General features: G+C 61.9%; 17 protein-coding genes. 5 read left to right on the plus strand and 12 right to left on the minus strand.

Annotated elements, in window-relative coordinates; translation table 11 throughout:
• Positions 1–131 precede the first annotated feature (131 nt).
• Both ettA and Q0844_RS20885 read left to right on the plus strand, forming a co-directional pair.
• Positions 132–1787, plus strand: coding sequence for an energy-dependent translational throttle protein EttA (ettA, locus tag Q0844_RS09465; RefSeq protein WP_299044214.1), 1656 nt, complete (start codon positions 132–134; stop codon positions 1785–1787).
• 867 nt (positions 1788–2654) lie between these two features.
• Entirely contained in the window at positions 2655–2837 is a 183-nt protein-coding gene (locus Q0844_RS20885) for a KTSC domain-containing protein (protein WP_366522989.1), read from the plus strand.
• Positions 2838–3037: 200 nt separating this feature from the next.
• Here the strand turns inward: Q0844_RS20885 and Q0844_RS09470 are convergent, their stop codons facing one another.
• The 8 genes from Q0844_RS09470 to Q0844_RS09505 all read right to left on the minus strand — a co-directional run bounded on the left by Q0844_RS09470 (position 3038) and on the right by Q0844_RS09505 (position 10617).
• Positions 3038–3301: a hypothetical protein gene (locus Q0844_RS09470; protein WP_299044215.1), complete on the minus strand. Its 264-nt coding sequence runs from the start codon at positions 3299–3301 to the stop codon at positions 3038–3040.
• Between the two features lie 117 nt (positions 3302–3418).
• Positions 3419–4399, minus strand: a complete 981-nt coding sequence (locus Q0844_RS09475) for an ABC transporter substrate-binding protein (protein WP_299044216.1) — start codon at positions 4397–4399, stop codon at positions 3419–3421.
• A 23-nt stretch (positions 4400–4422) separates the two neighbouring features.
• Positions 4423–5262, minus strand: a complete 840-nt coding sequence (locus Q0844_RS09480; protein WP_299044218.1) for an ABC transporter permease — start codon at positions 5260–5262, stop codon at positions 4423–4425.
• Positions 5259–6191, minus strand: a complete 933-nt coding sequence (locus Q0844_RS09485) for an ABC transporter permease subunit (protein ID WP_299045268.1) — start codon at positions 6189–6191, stop codon at positions 5259–5261. The genes Q0844_RS09480 and Q0844_RS09485 overlap by 4 nt, the downstream gene beginning before the upstream one ends.
• A 243-nt stretch (positions 6192–6434) precedes the next feature.
• A complete protein-coding gene (locus tag Q0844_RS09490; protein ID WP_299044219.1) occupies positions 6435–7184 on the minus strand; it encodes an ABC transporter ATP-binding protein in 750 nt (249 codons plus the stop codon).
• Positions 7185–7456: 272 nt separating this feature from the next.
• The gene (hydA, locus tag Q0844_RS09495; protein WP_299044220.1) at positions 7457–8917 is read right to left on the minus strand and encodes a dihydropyrimidinase; all 1461 of its coding nucleotides are present in this window, start codon (positions 8915–8917) and stop codon (positions 7457–7459) included.
• A 67-nt stretch (positions 8918–8984) separates the two neighbouring features.
• Positions 8985–9344, minus strand: coding sequence for a hypothetical protein (locus Q0844_RS09500; protein ID WP_299044222.1), 360 nt, complete (start codon positions 9342–9344; stop codon positions 8985–8987).
• Positions 9345–9366: 22 nt separating this feature from the next.
• Complete coding sequence (locus Q0844_RS09505) at positions 9367–10617, minus strand: Zn-dependent hydrolase (protein ID WP_299044223.1); 1251 nt, start codon at positions 10615–10617, stop codon at positions 9367–9369.
• A gap of 156 nt (positions 10618–10773) precedes the next feature.
• Between Q0844_RS09505 and Q0844_RS09510 the strand changes: the two genes are divergently transcribed.
• Both Q0844_RS09510 and Q0844_RS09515 read left to right on the plus strand, forming a co-directional pair.
• A complete protein-coding gene (locus Q0844_RS09510; protein ID WP_299044225.1) occupies positions 10774–11397 on the plus strand; it encodes a TetR family transcriptional regulator C-terminal domain-containing protein in 624 nt (207 codons plus the stop codon).
• 105 nt (positions 11398–11502) lie between these two features.
• Positions 11503–11991 (plus strand): hypothetical protein, encoded by a 489-nt coding sequence (locus Q0844_RS09515; protein WP_299044226.1) that lies wholly within the window; start codon positions 11503–11505, stop codon positions 11989–11991.
• A 4-nt stretch (positions 11992–11995) separates the two neighbouring features.
• On the opposite strand, the gene preA is transcribed toward Q0844_RS09515, so the two are convergent.
• Both preA and Q0844_RS09525 read right to left on the minus strand, forming a co-directional pair.
• Positions 11996–13300 carry an NAD-dependent dihydropyrimidine dehydrogenase subunit PreA gene (gene preA / locus Q0844_RS09520; protein ID WP_299044228.1) on the minus strand — a complete coding sequence of 435 codons (1305 nt, stop codon included), beginning with the start codon at positions 13298–13300 and terminating at the stop codon, positions 11996–11998.
• A 16-nt stretch (positions 13301–13316) separates the two neighbouring features.
• Entirely contained in the window at positions 13317–14639 is a 1323-nt protein-coding gene (locus Q0844_RS09525; RefSeq protein WP_299044230.1) for an NAD(P)-dependent oxidoreductase, read from the minus strand.
• 293 nt (positions 14640–14932) lie between these two features.
• On the opposite strand from Q0844_RS09525, the gene Q0844_RS09530 reads away from it, so the two are divergent.
• On the plus strand, positions 14933–15139 hold the full coding sequence (locus Q0844_RS09530) for a cold-shock protein (RefSeq protein ID WP_299044232.1): 207 nt from the start codon (positions 14933–14935) through the stop codon (positions 15137–15139).
• Between the two features lie 234 nt (positions 15140–15373).
• Here Q0844_RS09530 and Q0844_RS09535 read toward each other — a convergent pair whose 3' ends face one another.
• Together Q0844_RS09535 and Q0844_RS09540 are read right to left on the minus strand one after the other, a co-directional pair.
• On the minus strand, positions 15374–15988 hold the full coding sequence (locus Q0844_RS09535) for an SOS response-associated peptidase (protein WP_299044235.1): 615 nt from the start codon (positions 15986–15988) through the stop codon (positions 15374–15376).
• A gap of 2 nt (positions 15989–15990) precedes the next feature.
• Positions 15991–16626 (minus strand): arylesterase, encoded by a 636-nt coding sequence (locus tag Q0844_RS09540; RefSeq protein WP_299044236.1) that lies wholly within the window; start codon positions 16624–16626, stop codon positions 15991–15993.
• Between the last annotated feature and the right edge of the window lies 1 nt (position 16627).

The following is a 16627-nucleotide window of genomic DNA, read 5'->3' on the forward strand; positions in this document are numbered from 1 at the left end:
TAGGTTTCGTCTGTCACCGCTAACACGAGTCCGGCCGCATCACCAAATGGCATTTCCGAGAGCGGCGGCGCATTGCCCTTTGGCCCTGCGCCTTGTAGACGAACCTGCACAGTTTTTTCCGGGAGGATGCCATGGCGGCCTATCAATATGTCTATCACATGTCGGGTGTGTCCAAGACCTATCCCGGGGGCAAGAAATGCTTTGAGAATATCCACCTGAATTTCCTGCCCGGTGTGAAGATCGGTGTGGTCGGCGTGAACGGCGCGGGCAAGTCCACGCTGATGAAGATCATGGCCGGCATGGACAAGGATTTCACCGGCGAGGCGTGGGCCGCCGAGGGCGCCAAGGTCGGCTATCTGCCGCAGGAGCCGCAGCTTGATCCCGCCTTGACCGTGCGCGAGAACGTGATGCTGGGCGTGGCCGAGAAGAAGGCCATTCTGGACCGCTACAACGATCTGGCCATGAACTATTCCGACGAGACGGCGGATGAGATGGCCGCGCTGCAGGACCAGATCGATGCAGAGAACCTGTGGGACCTGGACAGCCAGATCGACGTGTCGATGGAGGCGCTGCGGTGCCCGCCCGATGATGCGGATGTGACGACCCTGTCGGGGGGTGAGGCCCGCCGTGTGGCGCTGTGCAAGCTGCTTTTGGAAGCGCCCGAGATGCTGCTGCTCGACGAGCCGACCAACCACCTGGATGCCGAGACCATCGCGTGGCTGCAACAGCACCTCATCGACTACAAGGGTACGATCCTGATCGTGACCCACGACCGGTATTTCCTGGATGACATCACCGGGTGGATTCTGGAACTGGATCGCGGCCGCGGCATTCCCTACGAGGGGAATTATTCGGCCTGGCTGGAGCAGAAGGCCAAGCGGCTGGAGCAGGAAGCGCGCGAGGACAAGAGCCGCCAGAAGACGCTGGAGCGCGAGTTGGAATGGATGCGCCAGGGCGCCAAGGCGCGGCAGGCCAAGTCCAAGGCCCGGATCAACGCCTATAACGAGATGGCCGAACAGTCCGAGCGCGAGAAGCTGACGCGCGCCCAGATCGTCATCCCGAACGGGCAGCGCCTTGGGTCCAAGGTGATCGACGTGTCGGGCCTGACCAAGGCGATGGGCGACAAGCTGCTGGTCGAGGGGCTGGAGTTTTCGCTGCCGCCCGGCGCGATTGTGGGGGTCATCGGCCCCAACGGCGCGGGCAAGTCGACCCTGTTCAAGATGCTGACCGGGCAGGAAACGCCCGACGCCGGGACCATTGAGTTGGGGGACACGGTGCACCTGTCCTATGTCGACCAGTCGCGCGACGATCTGGCGGCTGGGGATACGGTCTGGGAAGCGATTTCCGGCGGCGCCGAGGTGATCGAGTTGGGCGACGCGCAGGTGAATTCGCGCGCCTATTGCTCGTCCTTCAACTTCAAGGGTGGCGACCAGCAAAAGAAGGTGTCGCTGCTGTCAGGTGGGGAACGCAACCGCGTGCACATGGCGCGGCTGTTGAAAGAGGGTGGCAATGTGCTCCTGCTGGACGAGCCGACCAACGACCTGGACGTGGAGACGCTGCGGGCGCTGGAAGACGCCTTGGTGGATTTTGCCGGGTGCGCGGTTGTGATTTCGCACGACCGGTTTTTCCTGGACCGGATCTGCACGCATATCCTGGCGTTCGAAGGGGACGCGCATGTGGAGTGGTTCGAGGGGAATTTCGAGGACTACGAGGAAGACAAGAAGCGGCGGCTTGGGCCGGATGCCCTTGAACCCAAAAGGCTCAAGCACAAGAAATTCGTCCGCTAAGCGGACGAATTTCTTGTGCAGGCTTTTGGGTTCAAGGCGTGCGCGAAAGAGTGTTTGCACAGCAAACGCGCGTAGCGGCACCCGGTTGGAGTAGTTTTTATAGTTCGACGGGCGGCCAGTTTGTCTGTTTGTTGTTGGTATTGAGCATCAATACGCAACAATTGGTACAAGTCTTACCAGAGAAAGAACCAACTGTGCTTCACGACAGCAGCGCGCAAAGTTTTGCTAATTTTTTGCGGCTGTGGACAAGTGTGAGCACATATTGTGAACATCCCTACTTTATCCACAACATTTTGACCGTCGCACAACAACTGTGGCAAAAAGGACTCTTGATAACTGTCGTGTCAAGAGTCATTTTAACAACACACGACTTCAAGACACGCTGTGTCGAGAACGAAAAGCCCCTGCCGATTGTCGGTGGGGGTTTTTTGTATTAGTCAGTGTGAAAGTGGGGGGATATTGGGGTGATACACCGTAGATAGCGGTAGCGTTCATTGTTCGATCAAAATCTAGTTGACATGCCTCCGGCAGCGAGTCAGGCTGCCGACAGCAGGGGCGTGTCTTGAAGTCGTGTTTGGGATCGCTCTTGCTATAACTGAAACTTAGCAAGGAGAAGCTCAATGCTTACTCAGAACAAAACACGTGCACCCATTGGAACAACAGCCCGCACTGGCGAAAAATGCCCTGAAAGTGGCGTGTGGAAGGCAATGTCAACGCCCTCCACCACGGCACCGATTGCGAAGGGCAACGTGATGCCGCCGTACAACCGGCAGGCGGTCACGTGGAAGTTGATCCAACACGCGTGAACTGAGGGGGCGGGCCATCGGTCCGCCCTTTTTCGTTCCCACATCTACAGAGGCAAAAAACATGCCATACGTAAACTCGTCAGCGATTTCCCAAATCGACTGGTCCAACGGAACTCTATCGATTTGGTTTCGCCAAAGCGGACGATACGACTACTTCGGAGTGCCAAAAGCTATCTATGAAGCCTTTCTTGCAGCACCATCCAAAGGCGGCTTCTTCAACGACTACATCCGTGATCGCTTTTGAATCCCAAGACCGCGGGTCGGAGGCCGTCTGGCAAACGCTCCAGTGGAGCGTTTGAGGCCGCAGAGGGCGCAAGCCCCGGGGGTGACAACGTCGCCCCCGCCCATGGGGGCGGTCGGGGGCGGCACAGACGCGGGGCGTCTGCGCAGGGCACAAAAAAGGCCGCCTAAACAGCGGCCCTTCCAAATTAAAGGTCGCTCAGATCAAAGCAAATACGCCCAAACCAGCACCACCGGCAGCCCAAACGCGAACGCGATCATAAACAGCTTGGCCGCGTGGCTCACCTTGCCGAACAGCCCATCACCCAGCGACCCTTCGCCATAGTTCATCGCCGCTGACATCACCACGTAGCCGCTCTTTTCCCGCGCCACCTTCTCGCGCTGGATCGACGCCATCGCGGCCTGGTACCGCGCGTCCAGGCGCTCTTGCTCTTCGAGGTTTGGTTGCAGATTTTCCATACGTGTCATGTGGTGCGCACTCCCTGATTTGGCAACAAGATGGGGCGAAACCCGCGCATATCCAGCATATGCGACAAAAAAGGCCAGCCCAAAGGCTGGCCCGTACCGATCCGGTAAAAACCGTTTTTAATTCAGCGCCTTGTCCGTGATCTGGTGCGTCCAGGCGCCTGTCGGCGCGGCAGAGATCACCGGGTCCGACCCGCCCGACAACAGCGACGCCACCGTGCGTTCGTAATCCGCAGGCTCCAGCGCGCCGTTGGACCCGGCGGTCAGCTTCGCGACCTCGCCCATCATCCGCTTCTGGTGCTTTTCGGTCTGGGCACCGGTTTCGTCATATTCCAGCACGATTTCGGCGGCTTCGTCCGGGTTCTCCTCGGCGTATTTCCAGCCTTTCATCGAGGCGCGGACAAAACGGACCATCTTGTCCTCGAACGCCGGGTCTTCGAGGTTTTCTTCCAGCACGTAAAGCCCGTCTTCGAGCGTGGCGACGCCGTTGTCCTCGTATTTGAACACGGTCAGGTCCTCGGGTGTCAGGCCCGCATCGATGACCTGCCAGTATTCATTATAGGTCATCGTGGACACGCAGGCCGCCTGCCCGTTCAGGATCGGATCGACGTTGAAACCCTGTTTCAGCACTTCGACGCCTGCGTCCGATCCGTCGGTGGGGATCTCGAGCTGGCTCATCCACGACAGGAACGGGAATTCGTTGCCGAAGAACCAGACGCCCAGCGTCTTGCCGGGGAAGTCGTCGGTCGTTTCAACGCCCGCATCCTTTCGGCAGGTCAGCATCATGCCGGAGGACTTGAAGGGTTGCGCGATGTTGACCATCGGCAGGCCCTTTTCCCGGGCGGCAAGGGCCGCGGGCATCCATTCGACCGTGACGTCGGCTCCGCCGCCGGCCAGGACCTGCGTGGGCGCGATATCGGGGCCGCCGGGCTTGATGGTGACGTTCAGGTCCTCTTCGTCGTAGAACCCCTTTTCCAGCGCGACGTAGTAGCCCGCGAACTGCGCCTGCGTGACCCATTTCAGTTGCAGTGTGACGTCATCCGCCGCCCATGCGCCCGTTGCGGTCAGCGACAGTGCTGCCAGAGTTGCTTTGATCTTCATGATACCCTCCGAGGTTGGTTTTGTTATCCGCGTTGTGATGGGTGCCAAAAAGTCACCCGTTTTTCGATCCATGCCACGATGCCATAGAATGCCGTTCCCGCCAAAGCGGCCACGGCGATCTCAGCCCAGACAAGGTCGATGCTCAAGCTTCCCACGCCGGTCGAGATGCGGAATCCCATCCCGCGCGTGGGAGAGCCGAAATATTCGGCAACGATGGCCCCGATCAGCGCCAGCGTGGTTGCAATTTTCAGGCCGTTGAAGACAAACGGCATGGCCGCGGGCAGGCGCAGACGGAGCAGGGTTTGCCAGTAGCTCGCCGCATAGGTGCGCATCAGGTCGCGCTGCATGGCACTTGCCTCGTTCAACCCCTGCACCGTGTTCACGAGGATGGGGAAGAACACCATGACCACGACCACGGCCGCCTTGGACTGCCAGTCAAAGCCGAACCAGTTCACCATGATCGGTGCAATGCCCACGATGGGAAGCGCCGCCACGAAATTGCCGATGGGCAAAAGGCCGCGTGTCAGGAATCGGGATCGGTCGATCAGGATCGCCGCGACGAAGGCCGCACTGGCCCCGATAGCAAAGCCGCGCAGCGCGCCCTTGACCACGGTCTGCTGGAAATCGATCCACAGCAGATCGGTCGACGCGGCAAAGGTTTGCACAACAACCGACGGCGCGGGCAGGATCACGGGTGAGACGCCAAAGCCGCGCACCAGCGCCTCCCACACCGACAACAGCGTCAGACCGAAAACGACCGGCACAATGATGCGGATCGCGCGGCTGTCGCGGCGGCCGGCCAACCAGACGTTCAGGGCCCAACCGCCCAACCAGACCAGAAGTGCAAGGGCCAGCCACATCATTGCGCCATCCCCATGCGCCTGAGCGTGACGCGCTGGATCAGGTCAAGCAGGGTGACCAGCGCCCCGGCCAGAACGGCGGCGGCGAACAGCGCCGACCAGATGGCCAGCGGCGTCCCGAACTGGTCGCCGATCAGAATGCGCGCGCCAAGCCCCGAAATGGCCCCTGTTGGCAATTCACCCACGATGGTGCCGACAAGTGCCGCAGCGATGCCCACCTTGAGCGATGTGAAGAGGTACGGCACGGACGCAGGCAGGCGCAGACGCAGAAAGCTTTGCAGTCCCGTCGCGTTATAGGTCCGCAGCAGGTCAAGCTGCGCAGGCTGCGGCGCGCGCAACCCTTTCACCATCCCGACCAGCACCGGAAAGAAACACAAGTAGGCCGAGATGATCGCCTTGGGCACCCCCCGCTCTTCTATGCCGACCTGGCTGGACAGCACGATGATCATGGGGGCCAGTGCAACGATGGGAATGGTCTGGCTTATGATGGCCCAGGGCATCAGGCTAAGCTGTGCGGTGCGCGAATAGACAATCGCCACTGCCCCGACAATGCCCAGCGCGGTGCCCAGCGCAAAGCCCCACAAGGTGGACTGCAAGGTGATCCACCCGTGATAGATCAGCCCCCGCTTGGAAAAGGGCCGCCCCTTTTGCACCATCTCTCCGGTGGTCTTCCACACCTCCCGACCCACCTGCCCCGGTGTCGGCAAGCGCGGACGCTCCAGCGCATAGCCCAGACCCACATGATCCGAATTGTCGATCATCAGCCGCCAGACGGACACCCCGCGCCGCGGCACCGACCCTTCGGGCACCACGACCTCACCGGCCCGCTCCGCCTGATCCAACGCGACCCTGACATTCATGGGGGCGACGGCCAGATACCAGATGCCGACAATCACGGCCAAGACGGTCAGAACTGGCAGGACCGACCGCATCATGCGCACCTACGTGTTTCATTGTTCCACAAATATGCAAACGCAACGCCCGTGATCCGGCGCAGGTTTTTGCATATTTTAAGAACAATGAAAGGAATTTGGTGTGGTCTGTCGACACGGTACAGGCAGGCATGCCGATGACCGTGAACGATGAAGACGGGGGTGGCCGCGCCCTCAACCTCAATGCGGTTCGGTAGCGGGAGGTGGTTCATGAGCGCCTCCCGCGCCGGTGAAGGCATTGCGTCAGTCATAGGCATGCCCTGCCCGCAGCCCGTCGCGCACCCGGTGCGCGATCTCAAGGAATTCGGGGCTTTCTCGGATGTCGAGTGGCCGCTCGCGGGGCAGCGTGCTTTCGATCACATCCGTGATGCGGCCCGGACGTGGGGACATGACGACGATGCGCGTCGACAGGTACACTGCCTCGGGGATCGAGTGGGTGACAAAGGCGATTGTCTTCTCCGTACGCGCCCAGAGCTGCAAAAGCTGCTCGTTCAGGTGGTCGCGCACAATCTCGTCCAGCGCGCCAAAGGGTTCGTCCATCAGCAAAATGTCGGCATCAAAGGCCAAGGCGCGGGCAATGGAGGCGCGCTGCTGCATACCTCCCGACAACTGCCAAGGAAACTTCTTCTCGAATCCCGACAGCTCCACCAGTTCCAGCGTCCGCGCCACGCGCTCAGCCTGTTCGGACTTCGAATATCCCATGATCTCCAGCGGCAGTGCGATGTTGCCACCGATGGTCCGCCATGGGTAAAGGCCCGCCGCCTGAAATACATAACCATAGGCGCGGGCCTTCCGGGCCTCCTCCGGGCTGGTGCCGTTCACGGTGATGGTACCGCCTGTAGGTGTTTCCAGATCCGCCATGCAGCGCAGGAACGTCGTCTTGCCACAACCGGAAGGGCCGATGAACGACACGAAATCCCCCTTCTCGATGTCCAGAGACACGCCCTTGAGGGCGTGCACCGGGCCGTCGTTTGTTTCGAAGGTCAGGTCCAAATTGGTAGCGCCAACTACCGGGGAATCGCTTTTTTTCCGCACGCTTAAGGCTCGTCTGAATTGTTGTATGTGCGATCCCAATCGAGGTCCCGATCAACCCAAACGCCGGAAAGGTGACCCAAGAAGTAAAGGATTGGAGCGCAAACCCACACTTGCCAAAGTGGTGCCCACCAACCTCCGGCAAGAATCGCTGTGACCAGAACAGCTACCGCAGCAAATCCACGCCTCATTCCTTTGAGTTGTTTGCTGTAATTGACCTGTCGTTGGTCCACTTAAATCCCCGCCGGAATGTTCAACGGATCGCGTTCGATCATCTTGGGCGCCGTCAGCGCCTTCCACTTCGACAGCGCCACCGAGGCGCTCGCAAACGCAGGCCGCGGCACGAACTTGCCCCGACCGGGCGCGGGCTGCGAATTCTGACCCCAGGCCCAGATCACCTCACCCCGGCTCAACGTGTAGCGCGACTGCGCCCGCACCTCGAACCCTTCGAACACGTTGTAATCCAGCACCGAATGGTGGTTCGCGGGCGAAATCGTCTTCGTGATCTTCGGATCCCACACCACGATGTCCGCATCCGCCCCTTCCACCAGCGCACCCTTCTTCGGATATATGTTCAGGATCTTCGCCACATTGGTCGAGGTGACGGCAACAAATTCGTTCGGCGTCAGCCGCCCCGTCTCCACCCCTTCGGTCCACAGCACGGCAAGCCGTTCCTCCAACCCGTTGGACCCGTTGGGGATGATGCGGAAATCATCCCGGCCCGCGCGCTTCTGGTCGGTGTTGAAGGCCGCATGATCCGTCGCCACCACCTGCAACGACCCGGCCTGCAACCCGGCCCAAAGCGAGTCCTGGTGATCCTTCGACCGGAAGGGCGGCGACATCACCCGGCGCGCCGCGTGGTCCCAATCTTTGTTGAAATACTCGCCCTCATCCAGCGTCAGGAACTGGATCAGCGGCTCGCCATAGACGCGCATGCCCTTCTGCCGCGCCCGCCGGATCGCCTCATGCGCCTGCTCGCAGGACACGTGCACGATATAAAGGGGCACGCCGGCCGCATCCGCGATTGTGATGGCGCGGTTCGCCGCCTCGCCCTCGAACTCGGGCGGACGGCTATAGGCATGACCCTCCGGCCCCGTGATCCCCTGATCGAAATACTTCTGCTGCATCTCGGCCACCAGGTCGCCGTTTTCGGCATGGACCATGGGCAGCGCACCCAACTCGGCACAGCGCTTGAAGGACGCGAACATCTCGTCGTCCTCGATCATCAGGGCCCCCTTGTAGGCCATGAAATGCTTGAAGGAATTGACGCCCATGTCGACGGCATCCTTCATCTCGTCAAAGATATTCTCGTCCCAGCCGGTGATGGCCATGTGATAGCCGACATCGGAACAGATCTGCGGCGCGGATTTGCGATGCCATTCGTTGATCGCGTTCTTGATGGACCCGTCAGCCCCCGGCAGGCAGAAATCCACGATCATCGTGGTGCCCCCCACGGCGGCGGCCCAGGTGCCGGACTCGAATGTCTCCGCGGCGGTCGTCCCCATGAACGGCATCTCCAGATGCGTGTGCGGGTCGATCCCGCCAGGGATCACGTATGCGCCCTCCGCGTCGATATACTCGTCGCCCGACAAATCCTCGCCAATCTGCTTGATGGTCTCGCCCTCGACCAGCACGTCCGCTTTCCACGTCCGATCCGCCGTGCAGACCATCCCGCCCTTGATCACCTTGGTCATGTCATCTCTCCTGTCTCAGCCTCTTCTTTCGGCTAGAAATATCCCGGGGTCTGGGGCAGAGCCCCAGTCAAACAGATGCAAAACACCCCAACGCCGGCCCATGCACGCCAATGTCCAAAGGCCCGAAATCACTCTCCACGCACAGCGAAAAATACCCCGCGCGGGGCAAGTATACCACGCGATAGGCGCCATCGCTGCGCGTCACGGTCCAGCAGCGTTGCGTGATGCCGCCGCTGAAATTGACGGTTGTCTCAAAGGGCTGCACCAGCGCGTCCTCGAACGCCTGCACGATCGCCCGCTCGGCTTCGGTGCCGCGCGGCGCATCCAGCGCTTCGGTCGCGACAAGGTCGGCGATGCGATCGGCCAGGCTCAGGTCCGGATCAATCACATCCGCCACCCGCAGCGCGATTTTTCCGACAATCGCCACCGGTTTTTCATCAGGGAAAACCTCACCCGACGATCTCCGCCGTCTCGACCACCGCGTGCATCAGCACATCGGCCCCCGCCGCGGCCCACTCCTTCGAAATCTCCTCGGCCTCGTTGTGGCTCAGCCCGTCGACGCAGGGGCACATCACCATCGCCGTCGGCGCCACCTGGTTGATCCAGCACGCATCGTGGCCCGCGCCCGAAATGATGTTCTGATGCGAGTATCCCAACCGCTCCGCCGCCGACCGCACCGCACTCACGCAGCCCTCGTCAAAGGCGACCGGATCGAACCCGCCCACCTTCTCGAAGCTGATGGCCAGCCCCATCTCGTCCGCGATCTTCTGCCCTTCGCTGCGCAACCGCGCTTCCATGTCCTCGATCACGCTCAGATCCGGCGACCGCAGATCGACGGTGAACACCACCTTGCCCGGGATCACGTTGCGCGAGTTCGGGTAGACGTCGATATGCCCCGCCGCGCCCACGGCGTGGGGGGCGTGGGACCACGCGATCTCGTCGACCTTTTCCAGCACCCGCGCCATGCCCAGACCCGCATTCTTGCGCATGGGCATGGGGGTCGAGCCGGTGTGGCTGTCCTTGCCCTCAATCGTCACCTGCGTCCACGACAGGCCCTGCCCGTGGGTGACGACGCCGATATCCTTGCCCTCGGCCTCCAGGATCGGACCCTGTTCGATGTGCAACTCGAAAAATGCGTGCATCTTGCGCGCGCCCACCTCCTCGTCCCCGCGCCAGCCGATGCGCGCCAACTCGTCGCCGAAGGTCTTGCCCTCCGCGTCGACGCGGTCATAGGCCCAGTCCTGCGTATGAATACCCGCGAATACGCCCGACGACAGCATGGCCGGGGCGTAGCGTGTGCCTTCCTCGTTGGTGAAGTTGGTCACTACGATCGGATGCTTTGTCTTCACATCCAGGTCGTTCAGCGTGCGAATGATCTCCAGCCCGCCAAGCACACCCAGAACCCCATCATATTTTCCCCCGGTGGGTTGGGTATCCAAATGCGATCCGACATATACGGGCAGCGCATCGGGGTCGGTCCCTTCGCGCCGGGCAAACATGTTGCCCATCTGGTCAAGGCCCATGGTGCAGCCTGCCGCCTCGCACCAGGACTGGAACAGCGCGCGGCCCTCGGCATCTTCATCCGTCAGCGTCTGGCGGTTGTTTCCGCCTGCCACACCGGGGCCGATCCTGGCCATCTCCATCAGGCTGTCCCACAACCGCTCGCCGTTGATCCGCAGGTTTTCCCCCGGTGCCGCCATGTGATGTCCCCTCTTGCCGATGGCCGTTCACTTTTTGACCAATTGGTAAAGCCACGATTGCCAGCCAACCCATTTCTGTCAAGAACTGCTTTGAACAGAATTGCCCAAGCGACACGCATCTGCCTAGACTTGCAGCAGACCCAAAGGACCGATCCCATGCCCGATGGCACCGAGAAAAAGCCAAGCCGTATTCAGCTGCGCAACCGCAGCCTGATCCTGGATGCCGCGCTGGACGTGTTTTCGGCCCATGGCTATCGCGGGGCGACGCTGGACCAGATCGCCGAGGCGGCAGGCCTTTCGAAACCCAACATCCTTTACTATTTCGGCGGCAAGGAAGAGATCCACGTGACCTTGCTCAACCAGTTGATGGAAACGTGGCTGGACCCGCTGGTCGAAATGGATGCCGCGGGTGATCCGCTTACCGAATTGCTGGATTATGTGCAGCGCAAGCTGGACATGGCCCGCGAACTGCCCCGCCAAAGCCGCCTGTTTGCAGGCGAGATCATCCAGGGCGCGCCGCGCATGCTGCCCCATCTCGAGGCCGACCTGAAACCGCTGTTCGATGAAAAATGCGCCGTCATTCAGGCCTGGATGGACGCAGGCAAGCTGGCGCCGGTCGATCCGCGCCACCTGATCTTCTCGATCTGGGCCACCACGCAGCACTATGCGGATTTCGCGGTCCAGGTCGGTGTCCTGATGCGCAGTGACGAGGCCGCCCCCGGTGCGGACGCCTTTTTGCAGGACCTGTTTACCAAACTGCTCACACCTGCACCGCGTTAACACCTTGGCAACCGGCGTTACCGGTTGAACCTGGCTGTTAACGCCCTGTTCAGCTTTGCCCGTCAGAACCCTCTGCGGGTGAGGGCGCAAGCCTATGAGTGGAACATGAGTATCTTATCGATCATCGGTGGCGGCGGAGGCAGCGCGCAACCGGTTCAACAATCAAGCAATCGGACACAACCGGACGACAGCGCCGCGCAAACCAATGCCAACGAAAGTCAGGACAGCACCGCCGCGCAGTCCGGCAACGCAACCCAGACACAGGACACAGCCGCACCGGCCCCGGCAACCGGCGCGGGCGACATACCCGCCAGTGCCGCGGCACCGCCAAGCAATCCAGAGACAGAGGCGGCCAGGGTCGCCCTGCAAGGCGAAGGATCGACGGCGCAATCCGTCGTGCAGGCCGCAGTGGCCGAAACGCCGGACCAGATCGAGGCGGATGCCCGTCGCATGGCCGAAGCCGCGCAGCAACAGCAGAGGCTGGAATTGCTGATCGAAGCGGTGAACACGCCCGTTGAACACACCACCCTGTCCGCACCAACTGCGCAACAGGAACAGGCGGGCCCGGTCGAAACCGAAGGCACGCCTGTCTAACCCCCTACTCGGCGGCGGTGGCGGCCGGGTTGTTCGGGTGCGTGGTCCAGTTGGCATAGTCCGGATCAACCACCTTGCCCGTGCGCGGGTCGGTCTGGCCGGCCGCCATCTCTTCCATCGTGATGCAGTTTTCAACCGGGCACACGTTCACACACAGGTTGCAGGCCACGCATTCCGCATCGATCACCTCGAACACACGGTCGTCGGACATGGAAATCGCCTGATGCGAGGTGTCCTCGCAGGCCGCGAAACAGCGCCCGCAGGAAATACACAGGTCCTGGTTGATCTTGGCCTTGGCCACGTAGTTCAGGTTCAGGTACTGCCAGTCCGTCACGTTCGGGACCGCGGCGCCCCTGAAATCATCAATGCACGCGTGGCCCTTCTGATCCATCCAGTCCGACAGCCCGCTGATCATCTCCTGCACGATCTTGAAGCCATAGGTCATCGCCGCCGTACACACCTGCACGTTGCCACAGCCCAGCGTGATGAACTCTGCCGCGTCACGCCACGTCGTGATGCCGCCGATGCCCGAGATGGGCAGGCCATGCGTCTCGGGGTTGCGCGCAATCTCGGACACCATCGACATCGCAATCGGCTTGACCGCAGGGCCGCAATAGCCGCCATGCGACCCCTGCCCATCGATCGACGGTTCGGGCGACATCGTGTCAAGGTTCACAGAGGTGATCGAATTGATCGTGTTGATCAGGCTGACCGCATCCGCCCCACCCGCATGCGCCGCCGCCGCCGGCTTGCGAATGTCGGTGATGTTGGGCGTCAACTTCACGATGACAGGCTTGGAATAGTATTGCTTGCACCAGCGGGTGACCATTTCGATGTATTCGGGCACCTGCCCCACGGCCGACCCCATGCCCCGTTCGCTCATCCCGTGGGGACAGCCAAAGTTCAGTTCGATCCCGTCGGCCCCGGTATCCTCCACCAGCGGCAGGATGGCTTTCCACGCCTCCTCCTCGCAGGGCACCATGATCGACACGATGACGGCGCGGTCCGGATAGTCGGCCTTGACGCGCCTGATCTCTTCGAGATTGGTGTAAAGGTCGCGGTCGGTGATCAATTCGATGTTGTTGAGGCCCAGCAGACGGCGGTCCGCGCCATAGATCGCGCCATAGCGCGGGCCGTTCACGTTGACGACGGGCGGGCCTTCGGACCCCAGCGTCTTCCAGACGACACCGCCCCACCCGGCCTCGAACGCGCGGCGCACATTGTATTCCTTGTCCGTGGGCGGGGCCGAAGCGAGCCAGAACGGATTGGGGGATTTGATCCCGACGAAGTCACTTTGCAGGTTTGCCATCGTTCTCTCCCTATGCTCAGCCCATCAGGCTTGCATGAATGTCCATGGCCGCGTCGCGCCCCTCGGCCACGGCCGTCACGGTCAGATCATCGCCGCCCGCGGCGCAATCGCCCCCGGCCCAGACACCCGCGACGGATGTCCGCCCGGCCCCTGTCACCGCAATCTTGCCGCCATCCAGATCAGGCAGCGCTGCGCCATCCAGTGTCTGACCAATGGCGCGCAAGACCTGGTCGGCCGGGATGCGCACCGTCTCGCCCGTGCCGGTCATGTCCGGGTTTACATACTCGAATTCGATCTCGCGCACCGCACCGTTGCCATGCAGCGCCCTGGGCACCACGTTCGTCATGATCCGCACACCCCTGGACGCGGCGAGGTCCTGCTCGAATACGCTGGCATTCATGCGGTCGCGGCCCCGACGATAGGCCAGCGTCACGTTCAACGCCCCCAGCAGCCTGGATTGCACCGCCGCATCCACCGCCGTCATGCCGCCGCCGATCACCACGACGTCACGCCCCACGGGCAATGCCCGCATGTCATCGGCCTGCCGGAGGTCCGCGATGAAATCGACAGCATCACGCACGCCATCCTTGTCACCCCCATCCACGGAGAGCGCATTCACACCGCCAAGCCCCATACCAAGGAAAACCGCATCGAAATCGGCCTTGAGCTGATCAAGGGTCACGTCAATGCCCAGCGCGGTCCCGTGTTCAATCGTGATGCCACCGATCTGCATCAGCCAATCCACCTCGGCCTGCGCGAAGCCGTCGGGCGTCTTGTAGGCCGCAATCCCGTATTCGTTCAGACCGCCGGGCTTGGGCCGGGCATCATAGACGGTGACATCGTGGCCCAGCATCGCCAGCCGGTGGGCACAGGACAAGCCCGCAGGCCCGGCCCCCACCACGGCCACTGTCTTACCAGTGACCGCAGCACGGGAGAACGGGTGCACACCCTGCTGCTGCAGGTGATCGGTTGCGTAGCGTTGCAATTGCCCGATCTTGACCGGCTTGCCTTCCGCCATTTCGCGCACGCAGGCTTCTTCGCACAGGGTCTCTGTCGGGCAGACACGGGCGCACATGCCGCCCATGATATTCTGGCTGAGGATCGTCTTGGCCGCTGCATCCGGCGTGCCGGTTGCGATCTGGCGGATGAACAGCGGAATGTCGATATCGGTCGGACATGCGGTCACGCAGGGCGCGTCATGGCAGAAATAGCAGCGATCCGCCGCAACCAGCGCTTCGTGGGGGTCAAGCGCCGGGTGCAGGTCCGAAAAATTCTCCGCCAGCGCATCCGCATCCAGGCGGCCCGCCGCGACACCCGGTGAGAAAGGAGATTGCGTCATGTCCGCTCCATCGCAACAATCATTCGCCTGAAACGGTCTCACAGGTACAAAATTTTATCAACTGGTAAAAAAGTGTTTGCCCGTGAGAATACCGTCACCTGCACAAAGAAGCGGCAGGCCGCCGGAATCGGGAAAAGCACCCTTAAAACCTTGCAATGAAGCGAAACAATGCCATATCTCGCCCTGCTACCTCATCTATCGACCCACTGCTCCTTTCGGCTCAGTCACTTCGATCTTATGACAGCGCCAAGGCTGCCGCATGCCGCGGGCAGCACATTTTAGGAGTACCGACGATGGCAAACGGCACCGTCAAATGGTTCAACACCACCAAAGGCTACGGCTTTATCGCCCCGGAATCGGGCGGCAAGGACATTTTTGTTCACATCTCGGCAGTCGAGCGTTCGGGCCTTACAGGCCTGGCCGACAACCAGAAGGTCACATTTGACCTCGAAGCCGGCCGTGACGGACGCGAAAGCGCCGTGAACATCGCGCTGGCCTAAGCCACCAGCGATATCCAGTTTCGGGGCGGTGCACTTCACGGTGCGCCGCCCTTTCCTTTTGCACCCGCCACAGCCTCCGGCGGGGGCTGGTTGAAACACAGAAGACTGGGCGCCGCATCGCGACAGGGGCGCCGGACTGCCCTGGCTTCTTCCGACCCGAAATACGACGGGGAGTCGCGACAGCGACGGGGCAGAGCCCCTGAAAAATGGTGTCGCTGACAAGCGGCATTTGGGTCACGGGCCGTCCCAGTTCACACCGGTTGCCTCTTCGATCTGCAACCGTCCCTTCGGCCAGGGCACCATCAGCGCCTTTGCGGCGTCAAGATCATCGCCCATCCATGTCCCGAGATCGCCGGCCTCAAGCAAGACGCCCATCCGGTGGTGGATGGGTTTCACGTCCGCGTTCGGCGCGCACGTCACCGCCGCCACTTGCGGGACGGTCAATCCGCCCGGCGCCGTCCACACATCCGTGATCGCCGCAAAGTACAGGAACCCGCCGCCCCTGGGCGCGATCCGCCAGGCCGTCTTCTTGCGTGTCTCGCCGGTCCATTCGTACCAGCCATTGACCGGGATCACGGCGCGGCCCACGCCGTCGAACGCGGTCTTGTCGAACACCGTTTCGGACCGGGCATTGATGATCTGTTCCATGACCGGCCTGCCCCGCGCGTTCACCCGTCCCACGGGCACAATGCCCCAGCGCATGCGCGTCAATGCGCCGTCAAACACGATGATCTCCTGCCCGGGTGCGATGTTCTGGCGGGCCGGTTCGTTGCCCACTGTCCCCGCGGGGACACCCAGCGCCCCGGTCAGGTCCGACAGCGGGTCTGTAAAGAAGAACCGCCCCGGCACCGCTAGTCGACCCGCGCAATCAGCGCCTCGACGCTGGGGCCAAGGCCCTCGACGATACGCGCCACGCCATCGGCGTTGGGATGGATGCCATCGGCCTGCATGAACGCCCGCACCGCTGCGGGGTCCGTGCCCGGACCGCCAAGGCCCGCAAAGAAACTGTCGAGGTAGAGCGTCCCATAGGCCTCGGCGATTTCGGGATACATCGCATCAAAAGCCTGCTTGTAGTCCGGGCCGTAATTGCCGGGGGCCTGCATACCCACGACCAACACCTCGACACCCGCATCGGTCGCGGCTTGCACGATCCCTTCCAGATTGGCGCGGCTGACCTCCGGGCCAATCCCCCGCAGCAGGTCGTTGCCGCCCAGCGTCACGATCAATGCGTCCACCTCGGGCGTCAGGGTCCAGCCCACCCGGCTGAGCCCGCCCTGGGTCGTGTCGCCCGACACACCGGCGTTGATGATGTCCACATCGTGGCCCCGGCCTTCCATCCACCCTTCAAGCTGCGGGACGAACCCCTGCTCGATCGGCAGACCGAAGCCCTGGGTCAGGCTGTCGCCCAGCGCGGCAATGGTCACCGTCTCGGCAGACGCAACACCCGACCACAGGGAAAAGACAATTGCACCTGTTACCTTGCCCATG

This window comes from uncultured Tateyamaria sp. (genome assembly GCF_947503465.1).
Classification (GTDB): Bacteria; Pseudomonadota; Alphaproteobacteria; order Rhodobacterales; family Rhodobacteraceae; genus Tateyamaria.